5 protein-coding genes and 2 pseudogenes are annotated in these 10,237 nt (G+C 41.3%); all 7 read left to right on the top strand.

The annotated features are described in order from the left end of the window. Positions 1-695: 695 nt before the first annotated feature. A complete protein-coding gene (locus IQ259_RS25930) occupies positions 696-1,664 on the top strand; it encodes a Fis family transcriptional regulator (protein ID WP_228014791.1) in 969 nt (322 codons plus the stop codon). Positions 1,665-1,723: 59 nt separating this feature from the next. Further along, positions 1,724-3,937: a hypothetical protein gene (locus IQ259_RS25925; RefSeq protein WP_193888865.1), complete on the top strand. Its 2,214-nt coding sequence runs from the start codon at positions 1,724-1,726 to the stop codon at positions 3,935-3,937. Then, on the top strand, positions 3,930-6,683 hold the full coding sequence (locus IQ259_RS25920) for a pPIWI_RE module domain-containing protein (RefSeq protein ID WP_193888864.1): 2,754 nt from the start codon (positions 3,930-3,932) through the stop codon (positions 6,681-6,683). Before IQ259_RS25925 ends, IQ259_RS25920 begins: the two co-directional genes overlap by 8 nt. Positions 6,684-6,787: 104 nt before the next feature. Beyond that, the gene (locus tag IQ259_RS25915; protein ID WP_193888863.1) at positions 6,788-7,516 is read left to right on the top strand and encodes a Bax inhibitor-1 family protein; all 729 of its coding nucleotides are present in this window, start codon (positions 6,788-6,790) and stop codon (positions 7,514-7,516) included. Positions 7,517-7,628: 112 nt separating this feature from the next. Next, a pseudogene (locus IQ259_RS25910) lies at positions 7,629-8,557 on the top strand (transposase); the annotation flags it as partial. A 59-nt stretch (positions 8,558-8,616) separates the two neighbouring features. Further along, positions 8,617-10,089: an IS66 family transposase gene (locus IQ259_RS25905; protein ID WP_193888862.1), complete on the top strand. Its 1,473-nt coding sequence runs from the start codon at positions 8,617-8,619 to the stop codon at positions 10,087-10,089. Then, a pseudogene (locus IQ259_RS25900) lies at positions 10,085-10,237 on the top strand (IS4 family transposase); the annotation flags it as partial. The gene IQ259_RS25905 and the pseudogene IQ259_RS25900, both read left to right, overlap by 5 nt.

The raw sequence follows: 10,237 nt of genomic DNA, 5'->3' as shown, positions 1-10,237 counted from the left end.
CTCGAAACAGTCCTCCACCTGCCACTGCTTCACTAAAAAAACGAACGCAGATAGAGCAACAAATTGAGTTCTTCCGTGTCACTGTGTTCTCAACTTGAAAGTCCGGAAAGTTTTCTGCACCACTAAGCTTCTGTCACTTTCCAGAAGGGCGATTGCTAGAAGCCTCATCAGATAATTAATACAAGCTATCCTATTAGAAAAAATCTGGCGATTGCCTACGGCACTGGCGAAGCCAATCGCTTCCTATACAAAAGCTCTAGATTTCAGAAATAGCAAAAGTTTTCGGAGACTGACAGAAGAGGGATATAAACACTTCCAGACAATAAATAAGCCAATTTTTAAGGACGTTTTGCAGATTTTTAATTGTTTATCAAATTTCCCTAATCCTTTTGCAAAACACTTAAAGCAGGAATAGGGAATATGGTTGAAAATCTCTTAATATATGGCTTTTTTATGACAATTTGTACTTATTTATCTGCAATCTGCTGTATAAATAATTCAACTTTTAAAAGTATGTAGCTAGATCAAAAACGCGTAAGTATATCAACAGCCAAGGTGGTTAGGACTACAACATAACCCGGTTACCTGCTATGTTAAAAAATGGAAACCTTGGAAACTAATTGGAAACATAGTAATAGTTAGTTGACAGGCACGTTTGAGCGGTGTCACACTTCTGCTAAACATGAGGGTGAATAATGAAAATCACGAAACACCGACAAAAAATTCTCGACGCACTAGAGAGATGGTTTCGCATTCATCAACAAGGGCCAACCTTGAATGAGTTGTGTCAAGAACTCGGAATGCGACCACGCCAGAAAGCAACAGTTCAGAAGTGGTTGCAGACTATGCGTGATATTGATGTGCAATGGGAGGATCACAGTGCCCGGAGTCTCCGCCTTCTGCGACCTGAATTGGAGACACCATCTTTACACATATCTCTAACAGACACTCTGCGATATCTAGCTACTGGCGTGGTGCAGTGGGAAAAACTTGAGCTACAAAAGCGAAGTCAAATACCAGAAGCTCTCCGCATTGGAATGTCGCGTATGTATTTGGCTTCCTTACTACGAGGAGAACAAGCACCAGAAAACCTACCCCAATTTTTTGATTGGGCGGAAACATCACTTACCTCCTGGAAACCTGCCCAAGATATTAAATATCTCTCGCCAGAGATCAGTGTTATAGAAGACGGAGTAGTTTCCGACTTTGCCAGAGAATGGCAAGTTTCAGGTAATGATGTAGTAGCGCAAGTACAAGAGTCTGTATTGAGAGATGTACTTGAATATTGTCGGGGAAACCAGCTAAACGATGCCTATCGTGCTTTTCGATTACTGATTATCACTAAACCCACGCTTCATTATTCAGAATATCGGCAACAGTTACGTTTACCCGAATTTCAACCACTGCGCGAGTTGTTGACAACGCTAGAAATTTACGTAGATATGGATAAGTTTGCAGAAGATAAAGCCTATCATCTATGTCCGCGTTGCAAGTATGTTCAACGTCAACGTCCCGATGGTACCTACACCTGTTGTAACCCTTGGTGTGAAAGACTTTGTGCAACCAGCAACCTTCAACCATTACCAGCTATTCCTAAAGAAAAAGCAATAGATGGGAATTTGGTAATGAACCATGTCACAAGCTTTATCAAAAAGTTTCTGTAGCAGGAAACGATGATGATGATGATGACTGGCAGGAAAGTGATGAAAAATATACTTGCCCTTTGTATTACAAATGTCCACGCCATCATTTAGAACAAGATATTGCTACAGCTTTAGTCTGGATTTTCACACCTGCCAGTTTCATTCATACTCGTGTACCCCGTCAAGGGTTTGAACAAGACTTGACCTTTGCTGAGGCGGTTTATCGAGAATGTCAATTTCTCTTTGTTGATGAAGCCGATCGCGTGCAGATTCAATTTGATGAAGAGTTTGCCCCTGATGAAGTTTTAGTTGATGCTTCTGGAAACTCATTTTTAAATAAACTGGGATTGAATCTGGCCACAATTTACAATTCCGATCGCGGTGATATGGCAGGTGATCGCTTTGTTGCGTGGACAAGCGCACATTACCATACTCAAAATGCTACTAACCGCATTTATCACTTACTTCTTACGCACTCTCAACTCGTTGAGTGGTTGGGGTCTCTTCCCTTTACAGGTCGTTCTTTATTTGCTCGCATTATCCGTGACCTCGTTGATCCACCAGAGATTACTGTTGCACCGAAACCGAAGCTAAACCGTCAACAAATCATGGAAGAACGGCGCAAACGCATTATTGAAGCAGACTTAGCTCCTACAGAACAACGTCGCCAACGCAAACGAATGATGGACGAACTCGACGGATTTTTGCAATATCCGCTCAATCGCCGTCGTGGAGGCGAACTTTCAGACTTAGCACTGACAATCCTAACTGCGGAAAATGACCGTCAAGCATTGGCTGAAATTACCCCTTGGTGCGAAAGATGGCTGGAAACTCACTATATTTCCCTACCAGATGAAGCTCAATTTGAAGAACTAATCCGAAATCTCCAATTTGCGATTTTAGTTGCTGTACTCGACAATCGACTTGGTTTTTTAGTTGATAATCTGAGCGATCTTGGTCGTGTAATGAACCTACACGACTTGAATCAAGACCTCTTGCATCGTCCGCCGAAAGATTTTCTCCCCGTTTTACCAGAATCCTCAGTGGGAAATATTCTAGGCTTTTTATATAAGCAAGAACGCAGTCATAAAAAAGCTGGCAAGTTGGACTATTTCCGCTATGTAGGTGTAGGTCGTGCTTTACTGTTAAATTTTCCAAAACTGTTTGCAGTTGATGGCTGGGAAGGCCCGCATACTGTTCTGATATCAGGTACTAGCTACGCTCCTGGTTCGCCAGCTTATCACATCAGTATAAAACCTACCATGTTGCTGCAACCTAGAACTGGTGAGGCTGGTATAGCTGAGAGTCAATTTTTCTTTAGTCCCCAACAGAACCGAGAAGCCAACTATATTGCTTTATCAGGACTACCACCTATAAGACGTAAACTTGCTGCTAAAGAAATGGTCGAGGCTATGTGCTACTCGGCAAGACGTGCAGAGAGTTTTCTTGATCGCGTATTTCAGGATTTAGAACAGCGAAAACAACAGCATCCTCAATGGTGGAACGATCGCGATCGCATCTTGATTGTTGTAGGTAGCTACGAGGAATCGGAGTGGGTCGCCTCTATCTTACAATCGCGCTACCGCTTGGAAATCATGGACGAAGGTGGTATTGCTACCCTCCGTCGTGACAATGCTCCTCCTCATCTTCCTGGTATTCCTCGAAGCGAAATTCGGAATTTAAAACACCTTTCCACCCAGATTGTTGTTGCTCCTTTGATGGCTCTAGAACGGGGTCACAACATCTTAAACGCTCAAGGTAAAGCTGCATTTGGTGCAGTACTGTTCCTCAACAGACCTATGCCAATACCGGATAATTGGCAATCTACTGTTCAGCAACTTAACGCTTGGGCGTTGAAGTACGAAAAAGACTCTACCCTTTACGAAGAAGCTCAATCAACTTTGGGAAACTTAACCCTAACTCAGGTTGCGGATATTTTTTATCAAAATGCTGCTGCCGAAATGATCAATTTGAACTACACGGCGTGGTCTTTCAAACAACTAACAAAAGATGAGCGCTCAGTACTTTGTTGGACTCAGCTAGTAAGTATTTGGCAAATCATTGGGCGTTTGGTGCGTGGTGGTGTACCAGCAGTAGTGCATTTTATAGATGTGAAATTTGCCCCAAATTCATCCATTGGTGAACAAGACAGCGAAAGCACTTCACTTTTAGTTGCCATTATCAAGGTGATGGAACCTTATATCGAAAGTGAAGATATGTTGGTGCGATCGCTTTATGGCACTTTTTTGAATGCACTTCAACAAATGAAACTAAGAAACTTAAACTATGACTAAAATTATTCATCCTGGTGCTTGGGAACTAACTGCAACAAATCCAACTTGCGAACTCTCTGCAATCTATGTTCCTACTGCATGGCGACAAGTTGCCAATAACCTTGCTCAACAGCGTGCCAAATTAAAAGGTAAAGGTTATCGATCTGTACCAGTTTATTCCCTCGACCCCTTGATAGTTGGTAGCTTTCCTCAAATTATCAAGACTGTGCGTAATGGCTGGCAGAAAGGCAATATACCTTGGTTGTTAGCGACAGAAACCACAGAGCTTGATGACTTAGGTGACTTTATCAAAGATTGGTTGAGAGAAGAATTTAGTTGTTTAGAAGATGTCGAGTCAAAGCTTACAAATTTGAATAATGATGATTGGCATTGGGAAGAGCCAAAAATCTATGATTTACTCCATCCTCAAAATCAAGTCGAAACAAGCAACCTTTACCAAGCTATTCCAGATTACCTTGCTAAGGAATTTCTTCAAAACCCAACAATTTCCTTTGGTGTCGATGAGCAGTACGAACTGACATTTTACCAAGTAGTCAGCCTCCAAGGTGCTGAATTGATGTCATGGCCTCCCACTGAAATTACGGTGACAAAAGGAAAAGAAACTATAGAAACAGCCTATATCTCGTTTGTCATCAGTTTTGTGTTGCAAACAGTTCCCTGGCGCGAAAAACCCATTATCTATCATCATTTATCAATTCGACGCTGGCTGACTCAACCTCTGAAATACATACCATACCCAGGCGTAAAAGCTCATATTGGTGATAACCGTCGGTGGTTAGATGGTCAACGCCAACCTTTTTCCTTTATTACAGTGATGATGAATCGTTATGGAACTGAACGGAATTGGCCTCAAGCCATCAGTAATCTTCTTTCTCTGAATGATTCTCAACTTCCTGATACAAACGATCTTGTATCCAACCCTAGTTACAACTGGTCAGGTATTAATACAATTCCTAGTGGGATACAAGCTGCGATCGCCTACACTTCTAAATTAGGTGATCAACCCTGCTTTGGCGGTGTCAGTCCCCAGGATTTAGCTAGTTTAGATCAAGCGATTGCAGCACATTTGCCTGTCCAGCGGGTGGGTGAAGCCGAAAATGAGTCAGGTAAAGTTTTTATTTTCTGGCCTTCAGAGAAACCTAAAAAGAAAATTGTTCCTCTGCTTGCTGACAAAGATAACCAATCTCCTAAGCCTAAAAAAGCTAAGAAATCTGAAGATCCGAATTATTCAGCGACTCCCATGCTACGACCAAAATTAGCAGCACCAGCAGTATTTCGTAAAGTTGACAATCCACTTCACACCATACTAATTTTGTGGGAAACTTCCCAATGTCGTGATGCACTGATTGATGAAATTTGCAAGTTACTGTATTTATCACCTACAAACGTAGACAATATTTATGAAGGAGCTTACGGTTCGCTGTGTATCAAGACTCAACACGTTGGCGACCTCACACAAGACCTAGAAATTAGACCTTTTTCTGAAGCGAAGAAAACTTATCAACAGCAACGCCTTATTTTATTAGCAGAAAGGATTAACAAGATTACTGCATTTCTACCCCAAACAAAAGAACTAAGCGGAGCCTTAATAGAAATCAGACCGAAACCTTTCATATCCGAGGCTGATCCTAAAATTGCATGGCGAATTGGGGCAGTGAAAGCAGGCTATCTCAATCAACACATCCACCGGATAACTTATACTACCAAAGATGGTACGGAAAAACTGAAAAAGTCTGGTTTGGAACCAGTAAAACGAGCAGTATTAGATTTACTAAGACAATTGGGAATTTTACCTGATAAACATTTGATTATTCCCGAAAAAGATGGCATTGATATTAATGTCTGGTTAACGTGCTTTTATGTTCTACGCCGTACCCGCAAAACCAATGCTGAAAACATTCCTAAAACTGTTGTTTTAATGATTAGGGTTAATCCAGTAACAGCAAAAGTAGAATTAACAACTCCTGATTTATTCAATACGCAAGGCTGGGTATCATATCCTGTTGGACTGGCACACCTTTCGGATGCAGAGTGGGATTTTAACGCTGATGATGAAAGTAATGAAGAACCTGATGATGAACAAAAACGTAAAGAACAAAGACTAATCAATAAATTTGTTGCTGAATGTTTGCAAGATTGCTTAAATACTCCAATTACTGAGAATCAATCTCCGCGTGTGCTATTCATGGCAGAAGCACAAAATGCTCGCAAAATGCTGAACTGGCTACAAAATCAAAATCTACTAGCAAATGATGCACTACAAGCACTAAAACAGCACCTTTCACAAACAGAAATCAATCGCCTGTGGATTGTGCGCTTACGAGTTGCAGATAATGGTGAAGTTCCAGTGGCGATTGTGAAAGATTCTCCCGGTAGTCGAACTAGTGGTGTTTATCGATGGCAGAATGTGTGTGATGATAAGGAGCGATCGCTTTACCTGAGCGTTAGAAAACCTTTAAATACCGAACAAAATATATTACGTACATGGCAGTCTCGCCTTGACGATGGTGGCAAGCAAGCGGGAAAAGCCAGAATTTTAGAAATAGCCCTAATTCACCACCATCCAGAAATCACAGGCAATAAGTTGGCTCACTTTGTTCACTCTCTCAGAAGTCGCTGGCCTTACTTTGCAAATGATGTTTCCCTACCGTTGCCTTTTCCCTTTGCAACTAAGGCTAAAGAGTATGCTGTCAGTGCTAAAGATAATCTAGATTTTTCGGAAACTGAAGACTTTGATTTTAACTGAAACTGCCCTTCCGCTTTTATAACAACATTAAATCCCTAGCCGTTAGCAGCAAATATTGGTAACAATGGGAGTAAAAACAACCATTACCTCCGAAAAACTCAAGTATGAGCAATACAAGTAACTTTCGTGAAGCTATCCGAGACGCTAGAACTCAAGCCCTCATCGGCCCTAACGTAATTGCCAATGCCTTACCCTACGTTGGTGGTGGGCTTGTCCTCACAGCATTGGGAACCTACGGTGGTTTAGGCGTTATTCGTACTAACCCTGGAATTTTCTTTCCCACCTTCATTGGTGCAGTCATTCTAGAGTTAGTACTATTCTTCGTTGCCAGAAACGTTGCAGAGAAAGGTAACAAGGGTATTGCACTGCCTTTGTTAGCAACATACAGCCTCTTGTCTGGGTACACACTCAGTGGTTTAGTATTTGTCGCTTTAAGAACTCCAGGTGTTGGCATTCAAGGTATTGGTATAGCTGCCCTCGGTTGCGGTATCACCTTTATTTTTGCCCGTCAAATTGGTTCAAATCTCTCAGAACAAGACGGAATGGCTTTAACAAAAACCATCAGTCTTGGTGTTATTGCCTTGCTGGTTGTTTGTGCAACTCAGTTTATCTTTGCTTTGTTTGGTGTTTATACCCCAAATTGGTTAGAAATTGGCATTTCTGGGTTGGGTGTGTTTCTGTTTGTGGGAGTATCTGTCGTAGATTTCTACATTCTGCCCCGTACTTACCGCAACGACCAATACCTACCTGCTGCTTTGTCGATGTACCTGACCTACATCAACCTCTTTGTCTTTATCTTGCGGTTGCTGATTGCCATCAATGGCCGTCGCTGATTAAGTAACGATAAATCAATACCTTCGCCAAAAAAAGAGTATGAAGAGGTAGGGCTGCCGTAGTAGAGTTATTGTCTCTCACAACTACAACTCAAAAACTACTTTTCAGCCCATGCCGGACATCTTATCACTGTTACAATGCTTGTTACCGCAGATAAACGCTACAACTATGCGGCAATTGAACCAGATAATCATAGCCATGTTAGCAATGAGCGGCCGAGTCACGATGTTGGGAATCTCCCGTTGGGCTGGCATTGGTGGTAGTTATCGGACGATGTTGCGGTTTTTTCAGACAGTAATCCCTTGGGCGACGTTGTTTTGGCTATTTTTCCGCAAGCATTTGTTTCGAGCAAATGAGGTATATTTGCTTGCAGGAGACGAAGTTGTAATCAGCAAATCAGGGAAACATACTTATGGGTTGGATAGATTCTTTTCCAGCCTAGTAAGTAAACCAATATCAGGACTATCTTTCTTTACGTTATCGTTAGTAAGTGTCGAACAAAGACACTCATTTCCGATTCAAATAGAACAGGTAATAAAGAGCGATATAGAAAAAAGTAGTGGGTCGCCAACACTAGAAATAAAAGCCAAAGAAAAACGTGGACGTGGACGACCAAAAGGGAGTAAAAATAAAAATAAGACCGAAGTAATTCTCACATCTGAATTACTAAGAATTAAGAAGATGATTAATGAGTTAGTCAAGTTGATAGCTAACTTTATCCCGCTTACTTACTTAGTCTTAGATGGTCATTTTGGAAACAATAATGCTTTGCAGATGGCTCGACAGGTCAACTTGCATATAATTTCTAAATTACGCCACGATTCAGCATTATACATACCTTACCAAAATCCTGACCCAATCATCGTTCACGCCGTAAATACGGAGAGAAACTGGACTGGCGTAATATTTCTGATGAATATTTGCGTCAAAGTAGTATTGAAGAGGATATCCAAACCGATACTTACCAAGCTAGTTTGCTGCACAAAGAATTTGCCCAGTCCCTCAATGTAGTTATTTTGGTGAAAACAAATCTGAAAACGTAAGGATTCAGGTGACAGAGTATTGACAGAAGGAACACTTGAGGGGGAGTATCACAAATATGAACCAAAACCTGCCTCAAGATTTAGACCGAGAAAGCTTGAACCAGTTATCAAAAGAAGAACTGGTAGAGATAATTATTGAGCAGAGTAAAGTAATAGGTGAGTTACAGAAAATCATCCTAGAACTACAACAAGAAATAGAGCGTTTAAAAGTCAGTAGAGATTTGGATAGCTCTAATTCGTCGAAACCACCGTCTGGGGACATTTTGAAAAAGAGCGAAAACAAAAAAGCACCCCCACAAGAGGAATCAAATCAACCGAAAAGAAAGCCAGGTGGACAGCCAGGGCATCAAGGTAAGACTCGTAAGGGTTATGTCCGGATAGATCGTTATGAAATTTTGCGTCCAAGTGATTGTGTCTTGTGTGGTCACAAAGCATTTGCACCCCTAGCAGTAAAAGTAGAAAAACAGTCTGTAGCGCAACTAGTAGAGCGTCCCATTGAAATAGTTGAGTATCAACGCCATACGTGCCAGTGTGAGTACTGTGGCAATATACAAACAGCCTCTTGGCCACAAAATATCATTCCAGGACAAGATTTAGGAATCTCTTTACAGGCATTTTTAGGATGGGTAAATAATTATGCACACATGCCCTACGAAAAACAGCAAGAAATGTTGTGGGAATTGGGGCAAATTGAAATTGGGCTAGGCACATTGGTAGCAACCAATGAACGAATTCAACAGGCAATTGAACCAAGCATTAGTGAATTAAGTGAATGGGTAAAACAGACACAACCTAACATCCATGTGGATGAAACACCTTGGTCAGTTAAAGGAGTTAAAGAATGGTTGTGGGTAGTTGCCAATTCTGATTTTTGCCTGTTTACTGCGGCTGATACTCGTTCTAGAGCCGAATTAGAGACAATTTTAGGAGCTAAATATACAGGGGTACTTAGCAGCGACGATTTTAGTGTTTACAATGGTTATGCTGTAACTGACCAACAGAAATGTTTGGCTCATCTACGCCGTCACTTCAAAAAATTAATTGAACTTCCAGGTCTTCACAACCAAGCTATTGGTGAAGCGTTTGTTGATTTAATTGATGAAGCTTTTAGAAGTTATGCTCAATGGTTTGAAACTCTTGACCAGAACAGTTACAACGATTGGGTCAATCAATTCAAATCTAAATTGCAACAAACACTTAATCAGTGGATTGACCTTGCAGGAGCTACCGCAGGCCAACTTTTACGCTCTTTACGCGATAAAGCTCATCAATGGTGGTATTTCCTTGAGCATCCTGAAATTCCTCCTGATAATAATCAGGCTGAACGCTCACTTCGTTTGGCTGTGACAAAACGCAAGGTTAGTGGTGGTTCCCGTTCAATGAAGCGGTTTCAACACACTGCCAATTTGTTGACGGTGGTGCAGACTTGTCGCCGTCAAGGTCGGTCTATAATTGATTTTTTTGCACAAGCTCTAATTGCTGATTCTCATAATTCTCAGTCTTGCCCTTCTTTACTTCCGCAATATTAGACCTGAATCCTTACCCAGAATTGTCAAAGATATCCTGAAAGAACTGGCAAAAAATGATTATCCAGTATTGAACAGCCGTTTATTCTTCGAGTGCTGGTTGTCTTACGTCTTGGATAACAGCTTAACAAGTATGCGAGATTTATTTACC

This window comes from Fortiea sp. LEGE XX443, from assembly GCF_015206815.1.
Lineage (GTDB): Bacteria > Cyanobacteriota > Cyanobacteriia > Cyanobacteriales > Nostocaceae > Nostoc_B.
This window is presented reverse-complemented; position numbering and strand designations above follow the sequence as displayed.

Excerpts from the sequence above, each read along its gene's own strand:
- IQ259_RS25930 (WP_228014791.1), top strand. The coding sequence starts at position 696 with ATGAAAATCACGAAACACCGACAAAAAATTCTCGACGCACTAGAGAGA.
- IQ259_RS25920 (WP_193888864.1), top strand. The coding sequence starts at position 3,930 with ATGACTAAAATTATTCATCCTGGTGCTTGGGAACTAACTGCAACAAAT.
- IQ259_RS25915 (WP_193888863.1), top strand. The coding sequence starts at position 6,788 with ATGAGCAATACAAGTAACTTTCGTGAAGCTATCCGAGACGCTAGAACT.
- IQ259_RS25905 (WP_193888862.1), top strand. The coding sequence starts at position 8,617 with ATGAACCAAAACCTGCCTCAAGATTTAGACCGAGAAAGCTTGAACCAG.